This window comes from Geodermatophilus dictyosporus (assembly GCF_900115505.1).
In the GTDB taxonomy this organism is placed as follows: domain Bacteria; phylum Actinomycetota; class Actinomycetes; order Mycobacteriales; family Geodermatophilaceae; genus Geodermatophilus; species Geodermatophilus dictyosporus.
Genome location: NZ_FOWQ01000007.1, coordinates 25119 through 48394, shown reverse-complemented (window position 1 = coordinate 48394; position 23276 = coordinate 25119). Strand labels below are relative to the sequence as shown.

Annotated in this window: 22 protein-coding genes; 16 read left to right on the top strand and 6 right to left on the bottom strand. The window is 75.7% G+C overall.

Translation table 11 applies throughout. From position 1 onward, the window contains the following. Positions 1-130 precede the first annotated feature (130 nt). The 5 genes from rpsF to dnaB all read left to right on the top strand — a co-directional run bounded on the left by rpsF (position 131) and on the right by dnaB (position 4915). Positions 131-418, top strand: a complete 288-nt coding sequence (gene rpsF / locus BMZ33_RS16305; RefSeq protein WP_091113613.1) for a 30S ribosomal protein S6 — start codon at positions 131-133, stop codon at positions 416-418. A 2-nt stretch (positions 419-420) separates the two neighbouring features. Then, positions 421-906, top strand: a complete 486-nt coding sequence (locus BMZ33_RS16300) for a single-stranded DNA-binding protein (RefSeq protein ID WP_091112934.1) — start codon at positions 421-423, stop codon at positions 904-906. 101 nt (positions 907-1007) lie between these two features. After that, on the top strand, positions 1008-1244 hold the full coding sequence (gene rpsR, locus BMZ33_RS16295) for a 30S ribosomal protein S18 (RefSeq protein ID WP_073422051.1): 237 nt from the start codon (positions 1008-1010) through the stop codon (positions 1242-1244). A 2-nt stretch (positions 1245-1246) separates the two neighbouring features. Continuing rightward, complete coding sequence (rplI, locus tag BMZ33_RS16290) at positions 1247-1702, top strand: 50S ribosomal protein L9 (RefSeq protein WP_091112932.1); 456 nt, start codon at positions 1247-1249, stop codon at positions 1700-1702. 633 nt (positions 1703-2335) lie between these two features. After that, positions 2336-4915 (top strand): replicative DNA helicase, encoded by a 2580-nt coding sequence (dnaB, locus tag BMZ33_RS16285; RefSeq protein ID WP_091112928.1) that lies wholly within the window; start codon positions 2336-2338, stop codon positions 4913-4915. 121 nt (positions 4916-5036) lie between these two features. On the opposite strand, the gene BMZ33_RS16280 is transcribed toward dnaB, so the two are convergent. Beyond that, entirely contained in the window at positions 5037-5336 is a 300-nt protein-coding gene (locus tag BMZ33_RS16280) for a hypothetical protein (protein ID WP_136697327.1), read from the bottom strand. A gap of 80 nt (positions 5337-5416) precedes the next feature. On the opposite strand from BMZ33_RS16280, the gene BMZ33_RS16275 reads away from it, so the two are divergent. Further along, positions 5417-7387, top strand: coding sequence for a hypothetical protein (locus BMZ33_RS16275; protein ID WP_136697326.1), 1971 nt, complete (start codon positions 5417-5419; stop codon positions 7385-7387). A gap of 86 nt (positions 7388-7473) precedes the next feature. Here BMZ33_RS16275 and BMZ33_RS16270 read toward each other — a convergent pair whose 3' ends face one another. Both BMZ33_RS16270 and BMZ33_RS16265 read right to left on the bottom strand, forming a co-directional pair. Continuing rightward, entirely contained in the window at positions 7474-8682 is a 1209-nt protein-coding gene (locus BMZ33_RS16270; protein WP_091112919.1) for a fatty acid desaturase family protein, read from the bottom strand. 28 nt (positions 8683-8710) lie between these two features. Further along, complete coding sequence (locus BMZ33_RS16265; RefSeq protein ID WP_091112916.1) at positions 8711-9811, bottom strand: ferredoxin reductase; 1101 nt, start codon at positions 9809-9811, stop codon at positions 8711-8713. 105 nt (positions 9812-9916) lie between these two features. Between BMZ33_RS16265 and BMZ33_RS16260 the strand changes: the two genes are divergently transcribed. Both BMZ33_RS16260 and BMZ33_RS16255 read left to right on the top strand, forming a co-directional pair. Then, on the top strand, positions 9917-11095 hold the full coding sequence (locus BMZ33_RS16260; RefSeq protein WP_091112912.1) for a PucR family transcriptional regulator: 1179 nt from the start codon (positions 9917-9919) through the stop codon (positions 11093-11095). Between the two features lie 97 nt (positions 11096-11192). After that, positions 11193-11405, top strand: coding sequence for a hypothetical protein (locus BMZ33_RS16255; RefSeq protein ID WP_091112909.1), 213 nt, complete (start codon positions 11193-11195; stop codon positions 11403-11405). On the opposite strand, the gene BMZ33_RS16250 is transcribed toward BMZ33_RS16255, so the two are convergent. Beyond that, positions 11359-11946 carry a class I SAM-dependent methyltransferase gene (locus tag BMZ33_RS16250; protein WP_169064438.1) on the bottom strand — a complete coding sequence of 196 codons (588 nt, stop codon included), beginning with the start codon at positions 11944-11946 and terminating at the stop codon, positions 11359-11361. The genes BMZ33_RS16255 and BMZ33_RS16250 overlap by 47 nt on opposite strands. A gap of 10 nt (positions 11947-11956) precedes the next feature. Beyond that, a complete protein-coding gene (locus tag BMZ33_RS16245; protein WP_091112905.1) occupies positions 11957-13303 on the bottom strand; it encodes a DNA polymerase IV in 1347 nt (448 codons plus the stop codon). 56 nt (positions 13304-13359) lie between these two features. On the opposite strand from BMZ33_RS16245, the gene BMZ33_RS16240 reads away from it, so the two are divergent. Beyond that, positions 13360-14187 carry an alpha/beta fold hydrolase gene (locus BMZ33_RS16240; protein ID WP_091112903.1) on the top strand — a complete coding sequence of 276 codons (828 nt, stop codon included), beginning with the start codon at positions 13360-13362 and terminating at the stop codon, positions 14185-14187. A 63-nt stretch (positions 14188-14250) separates the two neighbouring features. Here BMZ33_RS16240 and BMZ33_RS16235 read toward each other — a convergent pair whose 3' ends face one another. Then, on the bottom strand, positions 14251-15972 hold the full coding sequence (locus BMZ33_RS16235; protein WP_091112899.1) for a DEAD/DEAH box helicase: 1722 nt from the start codon (positions 15970-15972) through the stop codon (positions 14251-14253). Between the two features lie 65 nt (positions 15973-16037). Here BMZ33_RS16235 and BMZ33_RS16230 point away from each other — a divergent pair, with 65 nt between their 5' ends. The 7 genes from BMZ33_RS16230 (at position 16038) to BMZ33_RS16200 (ending at position 23213) form a co-directional block, all read left to right on the top strand. Next, positions 16038-16883, top strand: a complete 846-nt coding sequence (locus BMZ33_RS16230; protein WP_091112895.1) for an alpha/beta fold hydrolase — start codon at positions 16038-16040, stop codon at positions 16881-16883. A gap of 158 nt (positions 16884-17041) precedes the next feature. Then, positions 17042-17419 carry a DUF4190 domain-containing protein gene (locus tag BMZ33_RS24515; protein ID WP_091112891.1) on the top strand — a complete coding sequence of 126 codons (378 nt, stop codon included), beginning with the start codon at positions 17042-17044 and terminating at the stop codon, positions 17417-17419. 46 nt (positions 17420-17465) lie between these two features. After that, complete coding sequence (locus BMZ33_RS16220; RefSeq protein WP_091113606.1) at positions 17466-17792, top strand: MmcQ/YjbR family DNA-binding protein; 327 nt, start codon at positions 17466-17468, stop codon at positions 17790-17792. A 154-nt stretch (positions 17793-17946) separates the two neighbouring features. After that, positions 17947-19683, top strand: a complete 1737-nt coding sequence (gene bluB, locus BMZ33_RS16215; RefSeq protein WP_091112887.1) for a 5,6-dimethylbenzimidazole synthase — start codon at positions 17947-17949, stop codon at positions 19681-19683. Between the two features lie 45 nt (positions 19684-19728). Continuing rightward, positions 19729-21363, top strand: a complete 1635-nt coding sequence (gene pgm / locus BMZ33_RS16210) for a phosphoglucomutase (alpha-D-glucose-1,6-bisphosphate-dependent) (RefSeq protein ID WP_091112884.1) — start codon at positions 19729-19731, stop codon at positions 21361-21363. A gap of 25 nt (positions 21364-21388) precedes the next feature. After that, a complete protein-coding gene (locus tag BMZ33_RS16205; protein ID WP_169064436.1) occupies positions 21389-22474 on the top strand; it encodes a M20 family metallopeptidase in 1086 nt (361 codons plus the stop codon). Positions 22475-22541: 67 nt separating this feature from the next. Beyond that, on the top strand, positions 22542-23213 hold the full coding sequence (locus BMZ33_RS16200; RefSeq protein ID WP_091112880.1) for a hypothetical protein: 672 nt from the start codon (positions 22542-22544) through the stop codon (positions 23211-23213). Positions 23214-23276 lie beyond the last annotated feature (63 nt).

Genomic DNA, 23276 nt, shown 5'->3' with positions numbered 1-23276 from the left:
GCGGCGCTGGTAGCCTCAGAGCTGCGCGTCCGTCCGCCGTCGTCGGCGGGACCGGGCGCGCGACGCGTGTACGACCCTCCTGCTGCAGACGTTCTGCAGCCGCCACAGACCAGAGGAGGTGGGGTTCTCCGTGCGTCACTACGAACTGATGGTCATCCTCGACCCCGACCTGGAGGAGCGCACGATCGCTCCCTCCCTCGACCGGTTCCTGACCGTCGTCACCAACTCCGGTGGCACCGTCAAGACCGACATCTGGGGCCGGCGCCGCCTGGCCTACGAGATCAAGAAGAACGTCGAGGGCATCTACGCGGTCATCGACATCCAGGCCGAGCCCGCGGCGGTCGCCGAGCTGGACCGCCAGCTCAACCTGAACGAGTCGGTGCTGCGCACCAAGCTCATGCGGCCCGAGGTCCACTGACCATGGCCGGCGAGACCGTCATCACCGTCATCGGCAACCTGACCTCCGACCCGGAGCTGCGGTTCACGCCGTCGGGGGCCGCGGTCGCCAACTTCACCGTCGCCTCGACGCCGCGCACCTTCGACCGGCAGTCGCAGGAGTGGAAGGACGGCGAGGCCCTCTTCCTGCGGTGCAACGTGTGGCGGCAGGCGGCGGAGAACGTCGCCGAGTCCCTCACCCGCGGCTCGCGGGTCATCGTCTCGGGGCGGCTGAAGCAGCGCTCGTTCGAGACCAAGGAGGGCGAGAAGCGCACCGTCGTCGAGCTCGAGGTCGACGAGATCGGCCCCTCGCTGCGCTACGCCACCGCGAAGGTCACCAAGGCCTCCCGCGGTGAGGGTGGCGGCGGCTTCGGCGGCGGCGGTGGCGGCGGTTTCGGCGGCGGCGGCGGCGGCGGCGCGAGCGACCCCTGGTCGACGCCCGCCGGCCCGTCCGACGAGCCGCCCTTCTGAGAAAGGACCCTCTCGCCCCCACGCCTCGCTCCGCGCAGGCGGAGGGCCCCTGCGAGAGGGCCGTTCCACTCCCTCACCACTAGCCGTACCTGGAGAACCCAGTGCCCAAGCCCCCCGTGCGCAAGCCCAAGAAGAAGGTCTGCCAGTTCTGCAAGGACAAGGCGACCTACATCGACTACAAGGACACGACGCTGCTGCGGAAGTTCATCTCCGACCGCGGCAAGATCCGTGCCCGCCGCGTGAGCGGCAACTGCAGCCAGCACCAGCGGGACGTCGCCACGGCCGTGAAGAACAGCCGTGAGATGGCCCTGCTGCCCTACACCTCGACGGCGCGCTGACCATGAGCACCCAGAAGCTGATCCTGACGCAGGAGGTCACCGGTCTCGGGTCCTCCGGTGACACGGTGGAGGTCAAGGGCGGGTACGCCCGCAACTACCTCCTGCCCCGCGGCCTGGCCATCGTGGCCACCCGCGGCGCCGAGAAGCAGGTCGAGTCGCTGCGCCGGGCACGTGCCGCCCGCGAGGTGCGCTCGCTCGAGGAGGCCCAGTCCGTGGCCGGCCGCCTCGGGGGCCTGACCGTCCGCGTGCCGGCCCGCGCCGGTGAGGGCGGCCGCCTGTTCGGCCGGGTCACCACCGCCGACGTCGTCAACGCCGTCACCGCCGCCGGTGGCCCCGAGCTCGACCGCCGCCGGGTGGAGCTGCCCAGCAGCATCAAGACCACCGGCCGGCACACCGTCACCGTGCGGGTGCACCCCGAGGTCACCGCCGAGCTGCCGATCGAGGTCGTCGCCGGCTGACAGGAGGACCACCCCTCCCCCGCGCCTCGCTCCGCTCGGCGCGGGCCGCTGGAGGGCGGCCGTTCCAGTACGTCACCAACCCGGGAGGGGCGTCGGACACCTGTCCGGCGCCCCTCTCGGCGTCCCCGGGCCCGGTGGCCGACGGTGACCGTCCGCCACCGCCGCGTGTCGACCCGTGAGCCCTCCCGCCCCCGTGCCCGCCCTGTGGACGTGTGACCGCAGGGACGGGTGGGCTGCGACCTGCGACACGCCGGTGCGCGACACCACGAGTGCTCCCGGACTTTCTCCCGTCCACACCCGGTGGGCGGTCCCTCCGCAGGTCAGGGCCGGGACCGCGGCGGTCCGGCCGGTCAGTCCCCCGCCGTCTCCACATGTCGACACGCGTGTGTCCACCGACTTGTCCACAAGTTGTGCAGAACGCGCCCCACAGGGGTGTTGGACGGCGTCCGCCGCGCTCCCTACCGTCCTGACGGCGGGGTGGACGGGACCGGTTCTGTCGGTCCCCCGCCCTAGCCTCAGGCTCGAACACGTGTTCGAGAGCGTTCCAGCAGTCCTGGTGCTTCCCCCACCGGACCCCGGCCAGTGGCCGGGGTCTGTCTGCGGGTGCGCCGGTGGAGAGAAGGAGGGCTTCCCGTGGCGCTGGCCGACGAGTTCAGCCGACCGTCCCCGACGGCGCCGGAGTACGACCGGCAGCCGCCGCAGGACGTCGCGGCGGAGCAGTCGGTGCTCGGCGGCATGCTGCTGAGCAAGGACGCGATCGCCGACGTCGTCGAGGTGCTGCACGGCAACGACTTCTACCGGCCGGCGCACCAGGTGATCTTCGACTGCGTCCTCGACCTGTACGGGCGGGGTGAGCCGGCCGACGCGATCACCGTCGCCGCCGAGCTCAACCGCACCGACCAGCTGTCGAAGATGGGCGGCGCGGTCTACCTGCACACCCTGATCGCCTCGACGCCGACCGCGGCCAACGCGGGCTACTACGCCGCGATCGTCGCCGAGCAGGCGGTGCTGCGGCGGCTGGTCGAAGCCGGTACCCGTGTGGTGCAGCTGGGCTACGGCGCGGCCGGCGGGCGGGGCGACGTCGACGACATCGTCGACCGCGCCCAGCAGGAGATCTACGACGTCACCGAGAAGCGCATGAGCGAGGACTACTCGCGCCTCGAGGACGTCCTGCAGCCGACGATGGACGAGCTCGACGCCATCGCCTCCCGCGGCGGCACTGCCCGCGGCGTGCCCACCGGGATCCGCGACCTCGACGAGCTCACCAACGGCCTGCAGGCCGGCCAGATGGTCGTCATCGCCGCCCGTCCCGGCGTGGGCAAGGCCCTGGCGCTGGACACCCCGATCGCCACGCCCACCGGGTGGACGACGATGGGCGATGTTCGCGTCGGCGACCGCGTCCTGGGCGCCAACGGACGTCCCACGACGGTCGTCGCCGCCACCGACGTGCTGACCGACCGGCCCTGCTACGAGGTGCACTTCTCCGACGGCACGGTGGTCGTGGCCGACGCCCAGCACCAGTGGGTGACCACCGACCGGGCCGCACGCCGGCTCGGCGAGCGGGGCGAGGCCCGCGTCCGGACCACCGAGGAGCTGGCCCGCACGGTCCGCTGCGCCACGGCCGACCGGCGGCTCAACCACGCCGTGGTGAACGCCGCGCCGCTGGACCTGCCCGCCGCCGACCTGCCGGTGCCGCCGTACGCGCTCGGCGTGTGGCTGGGCGACGGGACGTCGGCCGCGGCCCAGTACACCAGCGCCGACCCGGAGATCGCGGCCTACATCGAGGCCGAGGGCCTCCTCGTCGCTCCCTCCGGCGCCGACCGGCGCTACTCGCTGCGGCTCCCCGCCCGTCCGGCGCCGGCGGAGCGGCCGTGCCCGATGTGCGGCGAGCCGTTCGTCCCGCGGACCTCGCGGGTCCAGACGTGCGGCAAGACCTGCGGTGGCCGGCTGCGTGCGAGCGGCGGGGTGGGCCGGCAGGCCACCTGCCCCGACTGCGGCGGTCCGTCGAGCGGCCTGGCGCAGTGCCAGGCCTGCCGGGACGACCACGGCACCGTCACGGGCCTCCTGCGCACCCTGGGCGTGCTCGACGACAAGCACATCCCGATCGCCTACCTGCGGGCCTCGGTGGCCCAGCGGCGGGCGCTGCTGGCCGGCCTGCTCGACACCGACGGCACCGTCACGGCCAGTGGGGCCGTCCAGTTCGCCGTCACCAAACGCAGGCTGGCCGAGGACGCCCGCGAGCTGATCGCCGGCCTCGGCCACCGGGTGACGCTGAGCACCAAGCGGGTCCGCGGCCGGTCCGAGGCGTCGTCCACCTGCTACACGCTGACCTTCAGCACCGACGACGAGGTCTTCCGGCTCGAGCGCAAGAAGCTGGTGCACAAGGAGCGCGGCGCCCGCACGTACACCGCCCGTGGCGTCCGTTTCGTCACCGAGGTCCGGCCGGTCCCCAGCGAGCCCGTGCGCTGCATCCAGGTCGACGCCGCGGACTCGCTCTTCCTCGCCGGCCGGAGCCTCGTCCCCACGCACAACTCCACGCTCGGGCTCGACATCGCGCGGTCGGCCACGGTCAAGCACGGTCTGCCCGCCGTCATCTTCTCGCTCGAGATGAGCAAGCACGAGATCACCATGCGTCTGCTGTCGGCCGAGGCGAAGGTGCCGCTGCACCACATGCGCGCCGGCACGCTGTCCGACGAGGACTGGTCGAAGCTGGCCCGCCGGATGGGCGAGGTCGCCGACGCGCCGCTCTACATCGACGACTCGCCCAACATGACGATGATGGAGATCCGGGCCAAGGCGCGGCGGCTCAAGCAGCGCAACGACCTCAAGCTCGTGGTCATCGACTACCTCCAGCTGATGACCTCGGGCAAGCGCGTCGAGAGCCGCCAGCAGGAGGTCTCGGAGTTCTCCCGTGCGCTGAAGCTGCTGGCCAAGGAGCTCGAGGTCCCGGTCATCGCGATGTCGCAGCTCAACCGTGGGTCCGAGCAGCGTCAGGACAAGAAGCCGATGCTCTCCGACCTCCGCGAGTCGGGATCGATCGAGCAGGACGCCGACATGGTCATGATGATCCACCGCGAGGACATGTACGAGAAGGAGAGCCCGCGGGCGGGCGAGGCCGACATCATGCTGGTCAAGCACCGCAACGGCCCCACCGCGAACGTCACGGTCGCCTTCCAGGGCCACTACAGCCGCTTCGTCGACATGGCCAACTGACCAGACATGGCCAACTGACCACCGCGGCGAGGGGCCCGGGACCACGACGGTCCCGGGCCCCTCGGCGTCCCCAGGCCCCGCTGCAGGGGCCGGCGGCGTGTGGCGGGGACAGCGGGGTCGCTCAGGTCACCGGCACCCGAGCCAGGCTCTCCGCCCGGGCGCGGATCGTCCCGTGAGCCGTGCTCACCGTGCCGGTCGTGCCGGAGACGGTGCGGTCCACCGCGGTCGGCGACGGGTCACCGGTGCGCGTGGTCACCGCTCTGTCGGTGGGCACCTCGGCGTCCGGCCACTGCACGTCAGGGGTGATCTCCTCGGCGGGGACGTCCGTCCGCAGGCCCTCGGGCACCGGCCCAATCAGGACCGTCCCGGTGACCACGGCCACCAGCACGTACCCGTCCGCGTGCCCTCCTCGTGTCGACACGGCATGAACCCGTGGCGGCCCGGCCCGCACCGCCGAACCGGGCCCTGCGCCCACCGGCCGTGCAACACCCCGCACTTGTGATGCAGACCACCGTCGTCTACGAAAGGGTGTCCTCCCCCTTCAGCCTGGAGATGCCTGTGCAGCAACGACGCTGGCAGCGGGCGACCTCGTCGGTCGTCGGTGCGCTCACCCTCACGACCGCGCTCGCGGTCGCCGCGCCCCCCGCCCTGGCCACCCCGACGCGGCCCACCCCCGTCTCGGTGTTCCCCTCCGACTCGCTCACCGTCGCCGACCCCGGCCAGGTCACCGGCCGCCGGGTCGCCCTGCCCACCCGGGACTGCGGCGCCCCGGTGTCCTGCGGCCTCGTGCAGCAGCTCAACCAGCTCGACGGCTTCGACCTCGACCCGCGGATCGCCGTCCGGTTCACCCGGCCGGTCGACCCGGCGCAGGCCGCCGCGGGCATCACCGTCGAGGGCCCCGACGGGTGGCGCACCGGCGTCGACCGCGTCGTCTGGGACCCGTCGGCGAAGACCCTGTACGCCCACCCGGCCGAGCAGCTGGCGCCGGCCACCACCTACCGGCTGCGGGTGGCCGACGGCCCTGGCCACCGGCCGCTCGAGGACACCTTCACCACGATGAGCGCTCCCGACGGACTGCTCGACCTGCGCGAGCAGATCGACAGCGGTGCCGCCTTCGCCGATCTCGGCACCACGCCGGGCCTGCAGGTGGACGGCGTCTTCCCGGCCGCGGGCGCCAGCGTCTCCCTGGTCCAGGACACCTCGGTGAGCGGCGCCGACACCACGACACCGGTGGTCGTGCCCCAGGCGGGGACCGGCGGCACGCTGGTCTTCGGCTCCTTCGAGGCGCCGTCCTGGCTGCGGGACGACGTCACCATCGAGCAGACCCCGACCCGCGACGCCGGCCCGGCGCCCGTGGGCACGGCCCGGCTGCCGTTCGTCGCCGTCCTGCCGCCCGGGGACGCGCCGGACGGCGGCTGGCCGACGGCGGTCTTCGGCCACGGCTTCACCCGCTCGACGGCCGACGTCTTCCTCGCCGCGGTCGTCAACGCACGGAGCGGGATCGCCACCGTCGCCACCAACGTCGTCGGTCACGGGTACGGGCCCGACAGCCGGTGGCAGGTGACCCCCCTCGGCGGTACGGCGACGACCCTCCCGGCCCACGGCCGCGGGGTCGACCAGGACGGCAACGGGGCCGTCGGCAGCACCGAGGGCTCCTCGGCCACCGGCGCCGCCGCCGCGCAGTCCTCGCGGGACGCCCTGCGCCAGACGGCAGCCGACGTCATGACCCTGGTCCGCTCCCTGGGTGGCACCGACGTCGACCACGACGGGTCGGCGGACCTGCGGGGTGAGGACGTCACCTACTTCGGCCAGAGCTTCGGTGGCATCTACGGGACCATGGTCACCGGGGCCGACCCGACGATCGCCCGCTCGGTGCTGAACGTGGCCGGGGGGCCGATCACCGAGATCGCGCGGCTGTCGCCGGCCTTCCGCGACCTGACCACCGCGTCGCTGCGGGCGGCCGGCCTGCTCAACAGCGACGACCCGACGCGGAACCACTTCCAGGAGCAGATGCCGCTGCGCGGTGAGGGTCCCGTGACGGTCACGGTGCCGGGCGCGGTGGAGATCCAGGAGTTCCTGGCCCGGTCCACCTGGCTGTCCCGCCCGGGCAGCCCGGAGACCTTCAGCCCCCTCATCGAGCCGGAGCGGGCGGTCTTCCAGGTGGCGTTCGGCGACCGGACGGTGCCCAACCCGACGTCGTACACGGTCATCGACGCCGGGGACCTGTGGCAGCGGACCAGCCTCTACCGCAACGACCGCACCCTGCAGGCCGGTCTCAACCCGCACGGCTTCCTGCTGGACCTGGCCCAGTTCCCCGCGGCGGCCGTCCAGGGCCAGACCCAGGTGGCCACGTTCCTCGGCAGCGGCAGGGTCGAGGACCCCGACGGGCCGGGTGCCGTGTGGGAGGTGCCGATCGCCGACCGGTCCGTGCTGCTCGACCTGAACTTCGAGCAGCCGGCGCTGCGGCCCTGACCGGCCGCTGAGACGCAGAGGGGCCCGGGACGGTTCTCCGTCCCGGGCCCCTCCGTCCGTCCCGGCCCCTGCAGCGGGGTCCTCTCTCAGGCGGCGGCCATGGCGGCCTGCTCGCGCAGGAGCGCGCGGCGGACCCGCGGCTTGCCGGTGGTCATCTTCCACAGCTTGACCACCTGGGTCGGCAGGTTGCGGGCCGTGGTGTTCTCCAGCCAGCCGTTGGGCAGCGACAACCGGATGATCTTGTGCCAGGCCGAGCCGACCTGCTGGGGCAGCGGTGCGGTGTGGTAGTTGAGGCCGTAGCGCTGGAACAGGTCGCGGATCTTCGGGGCGATCTCGGCGTAGCGGTTGCTCGGCAGGTCGGGGAACAGGTGGTGCTCGATCTGGTGCGACAGGTTCCCGGTCAGGACGTGCATCGCCTTGGAGCCGGAGATGTTGGCCGAGCCGAGCATCTGCCGCAGGTACCACTCGCCGCGGCTCTCGCCGTCGATCGACTTCTTCTCGAACGTCTCCACACCCTCGGGGAAGTGCCCGCACAGGATGACGGAGTTCGACCAGAGGTTGCGCACGACGTTGGCCACGAAGTTCGCGGTCAGCGTGGAGAGGAAGTTCGGGCCCGACAGCAGCGGGTGGATGACGTAGTCCTTGCGGACCTGCCGGCCGATCTTCGCCAGCACCTGCTTGGCGCGCCGGCGGAACTCCGGGTCGCCGGTCTGCTTCTTGGCGATGACCGCGCCGAGCTCGAGGTCGTAGGCGGCGATGCCGTACTCGAAGAAGCAGGCGTTGATGAAGCTCCACAGCGGCTGGCCGAGGTACATCGGCGTCCACGGCTGGTCCTCGTCGACGCGCATGATGCCGTAGCCGAGGTCGTTGTCCTTGCCGATGACGTTCGTGTACGTGTGGTGCAGCTCGTTGTGCGAGTGCTTCCACTGCTCGGCGGGGCTGGCCATGTCCCACTCCCACGTCGTGGAGTGGATCTTCGGGTCGCGCATCCAGTCCCACTGGCCGTGCAGGATGTTGTGCCCGATCTCCATGTTCTCGAGGATCTTGGCGATCGACAGGCCGATCGTGCCGACGACCCACGCGGGCGCGAAGCCCGAGGCCAGCAGGACGGCGCGGCTGCCCAGCTCGATCTTGCGGTGCACGTCGATGACCGTGCGGATGTAGCGCGCGTCGGACTCGCCGCGGCTGTCCACCACGCCCTGGCGGATCTCGTCGAGCTCCTTGCCGATGAGCTCGATGTCCTCGGGGGTGAGGTGCTCGATCGGGTTGTCGGTCTTCTTCTGCAGAACGGTCATGCGGTGCGGCTCCTCGGTCTGGAAGCGGTCAGTGGTCGATGTCGCAGGCGCCGGCGGCGGCGCTGATGCAGGTCTGGACGAGGACCCCGTCGCCGGGGGCGGCGGTGGTCACCTCGCCGGTGCGCAGGTCGCGGACGGCGCCCTCGCGCAGCGGGAGCACGCAGCCGTAGCAGATGCCCATGCGGCAGCCGCTGGGCATGAGGACGCCGGCCTCCTCGGCGGCGTCGAGGATCGGGGTGGCGCCGTCGGCCTCGAGCGTCGTCCCGTTCCTGGTGAACGAGACCGTGCCGCCCTCGCCGGTCACCAGCACCGTCGGGCGGAACCGCTCGGTGTAGAGCCGGTCGGCGATGCCGGCGGCCGCCCAGTGCTCCTCCAGCGCCTCGAGCATGCCCACCGGCCCGCAGGCCCAGGTGGCGCGCTCGGCCAGGTCGGGGACCAACTCGGCGATCGCGGCGGCGTCGAGCACGCCGGCGGTGTCGGTGTGCTGCTCGACCAGCCGGATCCGGCCCTCGGCGGCCAGCTGCCGCAGCTCCGCGCCGAAGACGACGTCGTCGGCGGTGGGCGCGGAGTGCACCAGCACGACGTCGGTGAGCTCGGGGTGGTTGCGCAACATCCCCATGACCGGGGTGATGCCGGAGCCCGCGGTGACGAACAGCGCCTTGGCCGGCCGCTGCTCGGGCAGGCAGAACTCCCCGGTGGCCTGGTCGAGCTGCACGATCGTGCCGGGCTCGGTGCGGCGGACCAGGTGGTTGCTGACCTTGCCACCGGGGATGGCCTTGACCGTGACGGTGAAGCACCCATCGGTGCGGCCGAGGTCGGAGGTGATCGAGTAGGCGCGCCACATGCGGACGCCGTCGACGTCGATGCCGATGCGCACGTACTGGCCGGGCCGGTGCGGCCGCCAGTCGGCGCCGGGGCGGATGACGACGGTCGCGGCGTCCCGCGTCTCGGGCAGGACGGCCTCGATGCGGCCGCGGAGGTCGGCGCCCGCGCGCAGGGGGTGGACCAGGTCGAGGTAGTCGGCCGGCAGCAGCGGCGTGGTGACGAGCTCGGCCCAGCGGAGCGCGCGGTCGCGCAGCGTCCTCAGGGCCGGCCGGGCCGGGGAGGGGCGCGGAACGGTCGCGGTCATACCTCCACTGTTCCCTGCGCAGGGGGCAACTACCTGTGCTCTGGACGTGAACGTCGCGCCGGATACTGTTCTGCGCGAACAAGACCTGGTCACGGAGGGGTCACGGTGAGGGAGCAGGAGACCTTCGGGCTCGACGTCGCGGCGGTGGTGCGGGCCGAGCTGCCGTCGGTGGCGGAGCGGACGGTCGCCGCGATCGTCGTCGAGGTGCCCAGCTACGCCGAGGCCTTCCGCGGTCCGATGGGGCGTCGCATCGAGAACGCCGTCGAGCTCGCGCTGGCGGGTTTCCTGGAGCTGGCGACGGCCATCGACGGCGCCGACGCCAGCCGGCCGATCGCCCCGGCCATCGAGGGCGCGTACGCGCTCGGCCGCGGGGAGGCGCGCACCGGCCGGTCGATGGACGCGCTGCTGGCCGCCTACCGGGTGGGCGCGCGCGTGGCCTGGCGGCACATGAGCGGCACGGCGGTGGCGGCCGGGCTGTCGGCGGGTGCCCTGGCCCGCTTCGCCGAGCTGGTCTTCGCCTACATCGACCAGCTGTCGGCGGCCAGCGCCTCCGGCCACGCCGACCAGCTGGCCGCCAGCGGGCGGGTGCGCCGCCGGCACCTGGAGCGGCTGACCGAGCTGCTGGTCACCGGCGCGCCGCCCTACGACCTGCACGCGGCCGCCGAGCTGGCCGACTGGACGCCGCCGCGCACCCTGACGGCGGTGCTGCTGCCCGAGGCCGGCGCCCGCGACGCGATGGCCCTGCTCGACGCCCGGACGCTGCAGGCCGGCGAGGACCTGCCCGGCGCCGAGCCGAGCACCGAGCGCGCCGTGCTGCTGGTGCCCGACGCCGAGGGCTTCGCGCGGGCCGCGCTGGTGCGGGCGCTGTCCGGGCGCGGCGCCGTCGTCGGCCCGCCGCGGCCGTGGGTGGACGCGCGGTCGTCGTACTCCCGCGCCCTGCGGGCGCTGCAGCTGGGGCTCGAGCCCGAGGGCGAGGTCCCGGTGGACACCGAGCTGCGGCTGGCCGACCTGGTGCTGCGGGCCGACGGCGAGGCGCTGGCCGACCTGCGGGCCCAGGTGCTGGCGCCGCTGGACGACCTCCCCCCGGGCCCCCGCGAGAAGCTGCTGGAGACGCTGCGCTCGTGGCTGCTGCACCACGGCCGCCGCGAGCAGGTCGCCGCCGAGCTCTACGTGCACCCGCAGACGGTCCGCTACCGGATGGGGCAGCTGCGCGAGCGCTTCGGCGACCGCCTCGACGACCCGCAGACCGTGCTGGCGCTGACCCTCGCCCTCGGCGCGCGCTGAGCCGGGCGGCCAGGGAACCGGCACGGCGCGCACAGGCGCCTCCCAGGCGGGCGGCCGAACCTCGGTGCCACAGCAGCCCGGAGCGAGGAGATCTGCCATGACCGAGCACGTCGGCGCGCACGCCTGGGTCCGCGTGCCCCGCCACCGCCTGCCCGAGCTCACCGCCGACCGGGCCGTCGAGGTGGCCGCCGTCGCCCTCGCCGAGCACCCCGGCGCGATCCTGGGGTCGCTCGCCGTCGGTGGCCGGGGTGCGCGTCGCGAGGTCAGCCGGCCCGCAGCACCGCGACGAGGAAGTCCGACGCCGCCGTGAACGGGTGCAGGTGCCAGCTCGACAGCAGCAGGTCCGGCTCGAGCCCGGCACCGCGGGCGTCGTCCAGGAAGGCGTCGAAGGCGTAGCCGCGGCCGGCGCCGAAACCGACCACGGCCCGCCCGCCGTCGGCCAGGTGCGCGCGGAAGCGGCGCAGCACCTCGCCGCGGGTGTCCGGCGCGAGGAAGGTGACCACGTTGCCGGCGCACACGACCACGTCGAACCGGTCGGGCAGGTCGAGCGCGGCCAGGTCGCCGACCAGCCAGCGCGGACCCGGGTGGTCCTCCTCGGCGGCCGCGATCAGCACCGGGTCAACGTCCACGCCGACGACGTCGTGCCCGGCCGCGGCGAGGTGCCCGCCCACCCGGCCCGGCCCGCAGCCGGCGTCGAGCACCCGCGACCGGCGCGGCAGCATCGCGTCGACCAGCCGGGCCTCGCCGACGATGTCCATCCCGCCGGCGGCCAGGTCGCGGAAGCGCTGCACGTAGGCGGCCGAGTGGCCGGGATCGGCCTCCGTCATCCGCACCCAGGCGTTCTCCGTCACGGCTCCATCCTCACCGGTCCAGGGTCGCCGGGCGCCAGTCCGGCGGGTCGCCCGGGTGCAGCGCCGGGTCGTCGGCGGCCAGCGTGCGCACCGGGCCGGGCGGGGTCAGCGGTCCCTCGAAGCGCACGGTCACCCGGCCCAGCCCGCGGCCCCACACCCAGCCGGGCCCCAGCCCGTCGTGGACGACGTCCTGCCCCGGCCACCACCGGCGGCCGGCGGGCGGCTCCGGCTCGGCCGGACCCTCGACGAGCACGTCCTCGCCCTCCTCCGGCGCGGTGTCCTCGCCGGCGAACAGGTCGCCCTGCGCGTACTGCGACAGCCCGGAGACGCCGACGCCGAGCAGCCGCAGACCCCCGCCGTGACCGGCCTCGGCGAGCAGCCGCCGGGCGATCGAGGCGACCTGCCGGGCGTCGTCGGTGGGCTGGGGCAGCGTCTGCGAGCGGGTCGTCGTCGTGAAGTCGTAGCGGCGCAGCTTGAGCGTGACCGTCCGGCCCGACAGCGCCGAGGCCCGCAGCCGCTCCCCCACCCGCGTCGCCATGGCGTCGATGAGCCGGTTCAGCTCGGTCAGGTCGGTCAGGTCGCGCTCGAAGGTCGACTCCTGCGAGACCGACTTCGCCTCCCGCTCGGCCACCACCGGCCGGTCGTCCTCCGCGCGCGCCAGCTGGTACAGCCCGGTGCCGTGCGCCCGGCCGGCCAGCGCCACCAGGTCGGGCAGCGACTTGGCCGCCAGGTGGGCCACCGTGGCGACGCCGACCTGCCGCAGCCGCTCGGCCGTCGCCGGGCCCACGCCGCCGAGCCGGGTGACCGGCAGCGGGTGCAGCACGTCGAGCTCGGTGCCCGGCGCGACGACGACCAGGCCGTCGGGCTTGTCCAGGTCGGAGGCGATCTTGGCCATCAGCTTGGAGCTGCCGATGCCCACCGAGCCGGTCACGCCGCCGGTCGCCGCGGCGATCCGCTCCTTCAGTCCCCGGGCGAGCGCCGTGACGCCCTCGACGGACAGGTCGTGTCCCGGCCCGGCCGCGAGGTCGACGTAGGCCTCGTCGATCGACACCGGCTCGACCAGCGGCGACAGCTCCCGCAGCAGCTCCATGACGACGTCCGACGTCCGCCGGTAGGCGCCGAAGCGGCCGCCGAGGAACGCCGTCCCGGGCGGGCAGCGGCGGCGGGCCTCCGCCGTCGACATGGCCGAGCGGGCGCCGTAGGCCCGCGCCTCGTAGGACGCCGTGGCGACGACCCCGCGCCCGCCGGTCCCGCCGACGACCACCGGCCGGCCGCGCAGCGAGGGCTTGTCGCGCTGCTCCACGGCGGCGAAGAACGCGTCGAGGTCGAGGTGCAGCACACTCGCCTCCCGCCGCACGGCACCGATTCTCCCCGTCCGTTGCCGCGCCGTCGCAGGCCCGGCAGGCTCCGCCCATGGGGGACCGGCAGGCCGCGTTCGAGGCCGCCTACGACGCGGCGCTCGCCCGCTGGCCGGTGCCCGTGCGCCCGGTCGACGTCGGCACCCGCTTCGGCTCCACGCACGTGCTGGTCAGCGGCGCGGCGGCCGCTCCCCCGCTGGTGCTCCTCCCCGGCGGTGGCGCCACCGCGCTCGCCTGGTCGGGCGCGATGCGGCTGCTGGCCGCGGTGCGCCGCGTGCACGTGCTCGACCCGGTCGGCGACGCCGGCCGCAGCCCCGCCACCACCCCGCTGACCAGCGCGGACGACGTCGTCGACTGGCTGGGCGAGGTCCTCGACGGGCTGGGCCTCGGCGCCGTCGACCTCGCCGGCCACAGCTACGGGGGCTGGCAGGCGCTCGCGTTCGCCCTCGACCGGCCGGGCCGCGTGCGCCGCCTCGGCCTGGTCGACCCGACCACCACCTTCGGCGGCTTCTCCGCCGGTTACCTGCTGCACGCCGTCCCGGTGCTCACGCGGCCCACCGCCGCGCGGGTGCGGGCGCTGGTGCGCTGGGAGACCGGCGGCCGGCCGGTGGACGACGCGTGGCTCGACGTCGCGGCGGCGGGCGCCGAGCTGCCGGCGGCGCCGCCGGCGCGCACCCGCCGACCCGACCCGGCGCGGCTGCGGGCGCTGACGGTGCCGACGCTGGTGGTCGTCGCCGGCGACGGGCGGGCCCAGGACCCGCGGCAGGTGGCCCGCCGCGCCGGGCAGCTGGTGCCGCGGGCGACCGTGGTGACGCTGCCCGGCGCCACCCACCACACCCTCCCCGCCGGTTCGGAGCAGGTGCTGACCGAGTTCCTGCGGTGACCGCGGCAGACCGGGCGTCCCCGGCCCGCGACCGGGCGCACACCGCTGCGACGGCGACCGTGCTCAGGCGTCGGTCAGCGTGGCGGGCGGCAGCCAGTCGGCGTCGAGCAGCTCGGCGATCTCCTGCAGCGAGGAGGTGTCCGCACCCGCCGTCGACCCGCTGACCGCCAGCCGCTCCACCATCACCCGGGCCACCTGCTCCTCGACGGTGCCCTCGGCGAAGGCCACCCGCCACGGGGAGACCTGCCCGTCGCGGTGGGTGCGACCGGTGACCTGGCGGGCCTGGATGCCGGAGAACCGCGGCTGGTGGAACAGCCCCACCCGCGGGGTGGACGACGCCGTCGCCCCGCCGGGCAGCAGCTCGCCGGCGTGCAGGCTGATCGAGGCGGTCACGGTGAAGACGCACACCGGCGCCGCTCCGGTCTGGAAGCGCAGCCGCTCGGCCTCGACGTCGAACCGGTCGCGGCCGTAGACGGAGGCGACGGCGATCCCGGAGTCCAGCAGCGCCTCGCGGATCGGGTCGGCCGCGGTCTCGACGAACTCCACCGACACCGCCACCTGCCGCTCGGCCTCGACCTGCGCGCGCACCCAGTCGACGGTGGCCTGCGCCCGGATGAGGCCCGCCTTCTGCCGGAACCGCAGCAGCGCGGCGCGGCCGCGGGCGCTCTGGCGGGCCCGGCGGGCGAGCTGCATCTCGGCGCGGAACTCCTGCCACCCGGAGTCGTAGGCGGCCCGCTCCGCCAGGGTGAGCGCGACCGGTGTCCCGGTGACCGACACCGGGCCCCACGGCGCCGGGCGGTGCAGGGCGGCCGGCGGGTCGGTGCCGGTGAGCCAGCCCTGCAGGCGGGCGAGGTCGGCGCGGCGCTCGTCGGCGTCCTCGGTCCACGCCCAGCCGTAGCGGCCCCGTTCCACGTGGAACCCGTGCCCGGCGAGCCGGGCCGGCAGGTCGGCCCAGGCGCGCAGCGGTTCGCCGTGGACCTGGGCGAACTGCGGTGCGAGGTAGGGCAGCTCCAGCGGCGTGTGCGCCGGGGTGGCGGTGGCCGCGACGACGAAGGGGACGTCCTCGGTCCGGGCTCCACCGGAGACGGCCCTCCAGTGCTCCCACCGCTGTGTCGTGGTGTGCCGGACCATGTGCGCCTCGTCGGCGACGACCACGTCGAAGGACAGCGTCGCGACCTTGGCCAGCCGGTCCCAGGTGGTGACGCACCAGCGCAGCCCGCCGTCGCCGAAGCCGGCGATCGAGCGGGTCCAGTGCGGGATGGTGATCGCGGCCGGGCGGTCGGCGACGACGAGCACCCGCTCGCCGCCGCGCAGCTCGCAGATCTCCCGCGCCGCCATGACCGCGGTGCCGGTCTTGCCGACGCCGGGGTCGTCGCCGAGGAGGAACACCCGGTGCCCGGCCGCGGCGGAGGCGACGACGGCCTCGGCGCCGGTGCACTGCTCCTCGCGCGGCACCAGCGCCCGCGCCTCCGGCAGCGGCCGCGGGACCTCGTTGAGCTCGTCCTCGAGGAAGCGCTCGAAGGTGTACGGCGGCGGGTCGTAGGGCGCCAGCTCCGGCGGCAGCCGCGCGCCGACCCAGACGTGCGCCTGCAGCCCCGCGTGCCAGACGGCGCCGGGGGCCGGCGCCCGGAACGGGACGGCGAGCACCCAGACCCGCTCCCCCGGACCCGCGGTGGGCAGGTCGGGGACCGCCGGCCGGCGCGCCGTCGTCCGCCGCCTCGTCGTCCGGCGCCTCCTGCTGGTGCTCGTGCTGGTGGTGCTGGCGGCGCGGCGCCGTCCGGCCACGGTGGGCTCCTCTCGTCCGGGGCACGGTAGGTCGCCGGCGCCCGAGGATCTGGTGGAATCGCCGGGTGACTGCCGACGCGCCCTCCGACGAGCGGCTGGCGGCGCGCACGGTCGGGGACTCCGGACCGCGCGTCGTGTTCGTCCACGGCCTGTTCGGCCAGGGCAAGAACTGGACGACGGCGGCCAAGGGGCTCGCCGACGGCCACCGCGTGACGCTGCTCGACCTGCCCAACCACGGGCACTCGCCGTGGACCGACCGGGTCGACTACGTCGACATGGCGCAGGTGGTCGCCGACGAGCTGGCGTCGTTCGGGGAGCCGGCGACGCTGGTCGGGCACTCGATGGGCGGCAAGGTGGCGATGCAGCTGGCGCTGCGCCGGCCGGAACTGCTGCGCGCGCTGGTCGTCGTCGACATCGCGCCGGTGGAGTACCCGGTGTCCGGCGGCCGCACCGACGACCCCGACGAGGAGGTCTCGCCGTTCGGTGCCTTCATCGCCGCGATGCGCGCGGTGGACCTCGGCGCGCTGCGCACCCGCGAGGACGCCGACCGGGCGCTGCGGGAGGCGGTGCCGAGCACGATGGTGCGGTCGTTCCTGCTGCAGAGCCTGGTCCGCGAGGGGGTGGGCTCCGGCCGCTGGCGGTGGCGGCTCAACCTCGAGACGCTCGAGCGCGACCTCGGCGAGCTGCGCGGCTTCCCCGACCCGCCGCCGGGCGCCACCTTCGACGGCCCGGTGCTGTGGATCGCCGGCGCGAACAGCCACTACGTGCTGCCGGAGGACCGGGAGCGGATGGACGCGCTGTTCCCCACCACCCGGCTGGTGAGGGTGAAGAACGCCGGCCACTGGGTGCACTCCGAGCAGCCCGAGGTCTTCCTGGAGACGATCCGGCGCTTCCTCGACGCCGTCGAGTGAGCGCGGTGGCTCCTCCGGTGGCCTGACCCGTCCGGGGTGGCGGTGCTGGTCCGGGCCGCCCGGCGGCCCGTACCGTCCCCGCGGACCCGGCGCCGGGCCGCCGGGACCCCGGCCCGTGCCCCGCCGGGCGCAGCACCGACGACGGGGGACGGACGCCGATGACACCGTGGGACGCGCAGGGCCCGGCAGCGGGGCAGCCCGGGTGGCCGCCGTACGGACCGCCCGCGGGAGGACCCTGGCCGGGTCCCCACGGCCTGCCGCCCGGCTTCCCCGGCCCCGTTTACCCGTGGCCCTACGGGTACGGCCACCCGCCGCGGCGCACCAACGGCCTGGCCGTCGCGTCCATGGTCCTGGGCATCGTCTGGGTCTACTGGATCGGCAGCATCCTGGCGCTCGTCCTCGGCTACGTCGCCCGCAGCCAGATCCGCGAGCGCGGCGAGAGCGGTGACGGCATGGCCATCGCCGGGATCGTCCTCGGCTGGGTCGGCGTGGGCATCCTCGGGTTGGCCCTCGTCACCGCCATCGCGGCGGGCTGAGCGCGGCGGTGCCCCGCCGCACCGCCGACCGCGGGACGCTGTGGCGGTGACGCCCGACGACGTCCGCGCGCTGGCCCTGGCCCTCCCGGAGGTCACCGAGGCCGACCACCACGGCCGCCCGTCGTTCCGGCTGGGCACCGCGGTGCTGGCCACCCTGTGGGACGAGGGCACCCTCACCGTGCTGGTCGGCGAGTCGGAGGCCCGGGCGGTCGAGGGCGGGCCCTGCTCGCTGCTGTGGTGGGGACGGCGGCTCTCCGGCGTCCGCGTCGACCTCGCCGCCGCCGACCCCGCCCTGGTCGCCGACCTGCTGGAGGAGGCGTGGACCCGGCGGGCGCCCGCGCGGCTGCGGCGGTCGGGTCCGCGCTCGGGTTGAGCCGGGCCGAGCACGGCCGAAACCCCGGGTGGCCCCGCCGTCCGGGCGGGCGTCGCGGACCCGCCACGGGGAGGTCCGCGGCGCCCGCCGGCGGAGCCGGCCCCCTGGTTAGAGTCGGCGACCGACCGGGACCGGCGGGTGGGAGGAGAGCCGCATGACGGCGTCCCCGTGGCCGCGGCCCGTCCCGCTGGTCGGCGACGCCACCTCCGCCGCCGAGCGGGCCGGCGACCCCGCCGCCTGGGCGATGCCCGAGCACGCCGGCGGCCTCTACGCCGTCGTCGGCGCCCGACGCGACGTCCGCCGCTACCGCCCCGACCCGGTGCCCGCTGACGTCCTGGAGCGGGTGCTGGCCGCCGGGCACGCCGCACCCTCGGTGGGGCACAGCCAGCCGTGGCGCTTCCTCGTCGTCCGCGACCCCGCCACCCGCGACCGCGCCGCCGTCCTCACCGACCGCGAGCGGCTGCGCCAGGCCGCGCAGCTGGAGCCCGACGCCGCCCGCCGGCTGCTGGACCTGCAGCTGGAGGGCGTGCGCGAGGCGCCGCTGGGGATCGTCGTCTGCTGCGACCGGCGCACCCCCGCCGCCGGCGTGCTGGGCCGGGCGACCTTCCCCGACGCCGACCTGTGGAGCTGCGCGGCGGCGATCCAGAACCTCTGGCTGGCCGCCCGCGCCGAGGGCCTGGGCATGGGCTGGGTGACGCTGTTCCGCCCCGACGAGCTCGCCGGGCTGGTCGGCCTGCCCGACGGCGTGGTCACCCTCGGCTGGCTGTGCCTGGGGTGGCCCGACGAGCGCCCGCCCGCACCGGGGCTGGAGCGGGCCGGCTGGTCGCGGCGGCTGCCGCTGTCGGCCGTCGTCGTCGAGGACCGCTGGCCGGCCGACGACGGCGGGCCCCCCGCTCCCCCGTCGCACCTGCGGGCGCCGGGCCGGGCGGCCGTCGTCGGCGCCCGCGACCAGGCCGACCGGCTGCTGACCCCGCCCGGCTCGCTCGGCGTGCTCGACCGCGCGGTCGACCGGGTGGTGGCGCTGGGCCGCGGCGACGCCACCGGCGGCACGCTGGTGCTGGCCGCCGCCGACCACCCGGCCGCCGCGCTCGGCGTCTCGGCCTACGAGGCCCGCGTGACCCGTGACGTCGCCCGCGCCGCGCTGGCCGGGGTCTCGGTGGGCGCGACCGCCGCGGCCGCGGCCGGCCTGGCCACCGTCGTCGTCGACGCCGGGGTGGCCGGCGGCCCGCTGGACGGCGCCGTGGACGCCCGTCCCGCCGGCCCGCGCGGCGACCTCGCCGGCGCCGCCGCGATGGTCCCGGACGACGTCGACCGGCTGCTCACGGCCGGGCGCGTGCTCGGCCGCGACCGCGCGGACGCGGGTCTGGTCGCGCTCGGCGAGGCCGGCGTCGGCAACACCACCGTCGCCGCCGCCCTCGCCGCCGGGCTGCTCGGCGCCGACGCCGCCGACGTCACCGGCCTGGGCGCCGGCGCCGACAGCGCCGTGCTGGAGCGCAAGCGCGCCGTGGTGACCGCCGCGCTGGCCCGGGCCGGCCGCGGGCTGGACCGGGACCCGGCGCGGGCGCTGGCCGAGCTCGGCGGGCCGGAGCTCACCGTGCTCGCCGGGGTGCTGCTGGGCGCCGCGGAGGCCGGGGCCGCCGTCGTCCTGGACGGGTTCGCCGTGTCGGTGGCCGCGCTGGCCGCCGTGCTGCTCGAGCCGGGGGCGCAGGCCGCCCTGGTGGCCGGGCAGCGCAGCCGCGAGCGGGGGCACGACCTGGTGCTGCAGGCCCTCGGGCTCGAGCCGCTGCTGGACCTGCGGCTGCGGGCCGGGGAGGGCGCCGGTGCGGCGCTCGCCGCCGGTCTGCTGCTCGACGGCCTGCGGATCCGCCGGGGGACCACCCGGGTCGGGTGAGGTCCGGGTCGCCACGCGGGGCGGCGGCGGGCCAGGATCGTCGCCGTGACCGATCCCCGTGCCGGCCAGCCCGCCGCCCCCGCCGACCTGGTCGACGTCGCCTCGCTGGTGACCGCCTACTACACGCTGGTGCCGGATCCGGCCGATCCCGGCCAGCGGGTGTCGTTCGGCACCTCCGGGCACCGGGGGTCCTCGTTCGACACGGCGTTCAACGAGGCGCACATCCTGGCCACCACCCAGGCCATCTGCGAGTACCGGAAGGCGCAGGGCTACGACGGCCCGCTGTTCCTCGGCCGCGACACCCACGCCCTGTCCGAGCCGGCGTGGGCCTCGGCGCTGGAGGTGCTCGCCGCCAACGACGTGACGGTGCTCGTCGACGCCGCCGGCCGGTACACGCCCACCCCGGCGGTCAGCCACGCGATCCTCGCCGCCAACCGGGGCAGGGGCTCCGGGCTCGCCGACGGCATCGTCGTCACCCCGTCGCACAACCCGCCCCGCGACGGCGGGTTCAAGTACAACCCGCCCTCGGGCGGCCCGGCCGAAACCGACGCCACGAGGACCATCGCCGACCGCGCCAACGAGCTGCTCGCCGCGGGCCTCGACGGGGTGCGCCGGATCCCCTTCAGCCGAGCGCACGCCGCGGCGCAGCGGCACGACTACGTCGCCGCCTACGTCGACGACCTGCCGGCGGTGCTCGACCTCGACGCCGTCCGCGACGCCGGGGTGCGGATCGGCGCCGACCCGCTGGGCGGGGCGAGCGTCGACTACTGGGCGGCGATCGCCGAGCGGCACCGCCTCGACCTCACCGTGGTCAACCCGCTGGTCGACCCCACCTGGCGGTTCATGACGCTGGACTGGGACGGGAAGATCCGGATGGACTGCTCGTCGCCGTCGGCGATGGCCTCGCTCATCGGCAAGCGGTCGGAGTACCAGGTCGCCACCGGCAACGACGCCGACGCCGACCGGCACGGCATCGTCACCCCCGACGCCGGGCTGATGAACCCCAACCACTTCCTCGCCGTCGCGATCTCCCACCTGTTCGCGCACCGCCCCGAGTGGGGCGCCGACGTGGCGGTGGGCAAGACGCTGGTGTCCTCCTCCCTGATCGACCGCGTGGTGGCGGGGCTGGGCCGGCGACTGGTGGAGGTGCCGGTCGGGTTCAAGTGGTTCGTCCCCGGCCTGCTCGACGGCACGGTCGGCTTCGGCGGCGAGGAGTCCGCCGGCGCCTCCTTCCTGCGCCGCGACGGCCGGGTGTGGACGACGGACAAGGACGGCCTCCTGCTGGCCCTGCTGGCCGCGGAGATCCAGGCGGTGACCGGGAGCTCGCCGTCCCAGCTGCACGCCGAGCTGGTCGCGCGGTACGGCGAGTCGGCCTACGCCCGGGTGGACGCCCCGGCGACGCGAGCGGAGAAGGCCGCCCTCGGGAAGCTGTCGCCCTCCGACGTCACCGCCACCGAGCTGGCCGGTGAGCCGATCACCGCCAAGCTCACCGAGGCGCCGGGCAACGGCGCGGCGCTCGGCGGGCTCAAGGTGGTCACCGAGAACGCCTGGTTCGCCGCCCGCCCCTCGGGCACCGAGGACGTCTACAAGGTGTACGCGGAGTCCTTCCGCGGCCCGGAGCACCTCGCGCGCGTGCAGGAGGAGGCCCGCGCCGTCGTCGGCGCCGCACTCGGCGGCTGAGCGCTCCCGGGAGCAGGATCGGGCCATGACGACGGCCCTGGACCCCACCGCGCTGGTGCGCGAACTCGTCGGCCGCTCCACCGTGTCCGGCGACGCCGACGGGCAGCGCGACCTGCAGGGCGCGGTCACCGAGGTGCTGCACGAGCACGCGCCGCACCTGCTGGTGACCGAGGGCCGCGACCGCGACCACCCGTGGCGGCTGCTGCGCACCCCGGCCGACCCGGGACGGCGGCAGCTGCTGCTGGCCTGCCACGTCGACACCGTGCCGGTGCCCGACGCGGCCGCCTGGCAGCGCGACCCGTTCGGCGCGCAGCTCGAGGACGGGCGGGTGTGGGGCCGCGGCGGCAGCGACATGAAGGCCGGCGTCGTGGCCGCGGTGGCGGCGCTGGCGGCGGCGGACCCGCAGGCGCCGGTCTCGCTGCTGCTCACCAGCGACGAGGAGATCGGGTCGCGGGGCGCGGCCGCCGCGGCCGCCGCCGTCGCCGAGCTGCCGGTCGGGGCGGTCGTCGTCCCCGAGGCCACGGGCAACGAGGTGGTGCTCGGGCACAAGGGCGCGCTGTGGCTGGCCGTGCGCACCGCGGGCCGGGCCGCGCACGGCAGCACGCCCGAGCGCGGGCACAACGCGGTGCTCGACCTGGTCGCCCTCCTGGCGCGGGCCGGCACCGCGCTGCCCTTCCGCAGCGACCCGTTCCTCGGCACCGAGACGTGGAACCCCGGCGTGGTGGCCGGCGGCACGGTGCCCAACGTCGTCCCCGACCGGGCCGAGGTGGTCGTCGACATGCGCACCGTCGCCGACGGCGAGGGCCTGCTGTCCTGGTGGCGGGCGCAGCCGGAGGTGGCCGACGTCGAGGTGCGGGTGGACCTGCCGCCGGTCGGCACCCCCGAGGGCGACCCCTGGGTGGCCACGCTGCCCGCCCCGGTGCGGCCCACCCCGGCCACCTACTTCACCGACGCGTCGGTGCTGGTCCAGGTGGTCGACGGCGCGCCCATCGTGGTGTGGGGCCCGGGCACGCCCGCGGTCATGCACGCCGTCGACGAGTACGTGGAGCTCGCCGAGCTGGAGCAGGCCGCAGCCGCCTTCTCCGACGTCGTCGCCGCCTGGCACGGCTGACCCGTCCGGGCGAGCTGCACGGCGGCGTCCTGCCGTCCGCGGGTCGGGCGTCGGCAGACTGTCGGGCGTGACCGGGCAGCCGTACGAGCAGGACTGGGAGGCCGTCCCGCCGGGGACGGCCTGGGCCCCGCCGGGGACGGCCTGGGCCCCGGTGGTACCGCCCCCGGGCCCGCCGGCCCAGCCGTACGGCCTGCCGGCCCACCGCTACGGCCCCGTGCCCTACGGCCCGCCCGGGTACGGCCCGCCCGGCGCCCACCGGCCCGGCCCCTACGGGCAGCCGGTGCCCTGGGGGGTGCCGCCGGGGTGGGGTGTCGTGCCGCCGGCACCGCCGGCCTGGCCGCACGGCCCGGGCCGCCCTCCGGTGGCGACCGCCGCGGCCGTCCTCGGCCTCGTCACCGGCGGCCTCACCGGGCTGGTGTCGCTGCTGTTCCTCGTCGCCGTCCTCGGCGGGGACGAAGACGCCGTCCCGGCGACGCTGGTCCTGGGGCTGCCGTGCGCGGCCGGGCTGGTCACCGGCGGGGTGTGGCTGCTCGGCCGGCGCTCGCCGCTGCCGCTGTTCTGCTCCGCGCTGGCCGCGGTGGTCGTGCTGTTCCTCGTCCTCGTGGTGGTGGCGGCCACGGAGGACGCCGACGCGGTGGCCGGCTTCGGCCTCTTCCTCGTGTTCGCCCTGCCGCTGCCGGTGCTCACCGCGGTCTTCGCCCGGCTGCCGCGCACCACGGGGTGGGCCGCCGGCGGCTGACCGGCACGGCGCTGACCGGCACGGCGCTGACCGGCACGGCGCTGACCGGCACGGCGCGGGTCG